The 1,305-nt window shown below is 42.4% G+C and carries 2 protein-coding genes; both read left to right on the forward strand.

Annotated elements, in window-relative coordinates:
• A partial coding sequence (locus tag HT709_RS11580; RefSeq protein ID WP_205403338.1) for a hypothetical protein occupies positions 1-229 on the forward strand: 229 nt, incomplete at its 5' end.
• Between the two features lie 339 nt (positions 230-568).
• The gene (locus HT709_RS04190; protein ID WP_000690854.1) at positions 569-1,198 is read left to right on the forward strand and encodes an MBL fold metallo-hydrolase; all 630 of its coding nucleotides are present in this window, start codon (positions 569-571) and stop codon (positions 1,196-1,198) included.
• The last annotated feature ends 107 nt before the right edge of the window (positions 1,199-1,305 follow it).

Genomic DNA, 1,305 nt, shown 5'->3' on the forward strand with positions numbered 1-1,305 from the left:
AGAGATTTTTGAAGAGTATAAAAATCCTCAAGATACTTTCTTCTATCCTTTAGTTTATAAAGAGAATACCTATGAAAAAACTGCTATTTCTATCTTTGCTCTCCTAATGTTAGGAGTTTGCTGCCTGTTCCTATTCAGCCAGCAAAGCTATAAAAAACTCGTTCAATACTATGCTAACGACCAGAACCTGCCCAGTAGGATAACTTATAGTGAATATAGCGACAAATGAGAAGCCAACTACGGTAGCACTCTAAACATCACGTCTATCAAACAAGCTAATGACGGAGTTTATGCAACCTATGAAGGGCAATTGACACCTCTCCAATAGTGATAAATTGATAACCAACCTGTCTTCATCTAGTTATGCTGGTTTTTAAGTTCATTTTAAATCCTTACCTATTCTCCCTAACTGTGCTATACTTAATTTATACTCAATGAAAATCAAAGAGCAAACTAGAAAGCTAGCCGCAGGCTGTTCAAAGCACTGCTTTGAGGTTGCAGATAAAGTTGACGCGGTTTGAAGAGATTTTCGAAGAGTATTAGTACATTCTTTGAGATTGGAGCTAGTATGAAAATCCATAAAACCGTGAATCCTGTTGCCTATGAAAATACCTATTATCTAGAAGGCGAAAAGCACCTCATCGTCGTCGATCCTGGTAGTCATTGGGAAGCCATTCGTCAGACAATCGAGAAGATCAACAAACCGATCTGTGCTATTCTCTTGACCCACGCCCATTATGACCATATCATGAGTCTGGACTTGGTTCGCGAGACGTTTGGCAATCCTCCTGTCTATATCGCAGAGAGCGAAGCCAGCTGGCTCTACACTCCTGTCGATAATCTCTCCGGTCTCCCTCGCCACGATGATATGGCAGATGTGGTCACAAAACCTGCAGAACACACCTTTGTCTTTCACGAAGAATACCAACTAGAGGAATTTCGTTTTAAGGTTCTACCGACCCCAGGGCACTCTATCGGTGGTGTTTCCCTAGTCTTTCCTGATGCTCACCTAGTCTTGACGGGAGATGCTCTATTCCGCGAAACTATCGGACGGACCGACCTTCCGACTGGTAGCATGGAGCAACTCCTTCATAGTATCCAGACCCAACTCTTCACCCTACCAAACTACGATGTCTATCCAGGACATGGTCCAGCTACTACTATCGCTCACGAAAAGGCCTTCAATCCCTTTTTCTAGCAAGATGATGACAATCGATAGCACAATTTAATACTCAATGAAAATCAAAGAGCAAACTAGGAAACTAGCCGCAGGTTGCTCAAAGCACAGCTTTGAGGTTGCAGATA

The sequence above is a fragment of the Streptococcus sp. 1343 genome, assembly GCF_013277355.1.
Classification (GTDB): domain Bacteria; phylum Bacillota; class Bacilli; order Lactobacillales; family Streptococcaceae; genus Streptococcus; species Streptococcus pseudopneumoniae.

Coding starts and splice junctions, on each gene's coding strand:
- HT709_RS04190 (WP_000690854.1), top strand. CDS start 569: ATGAAAATCCATAAAACCGTGAATCCTGTTGCCTATGAAAATACCTAT.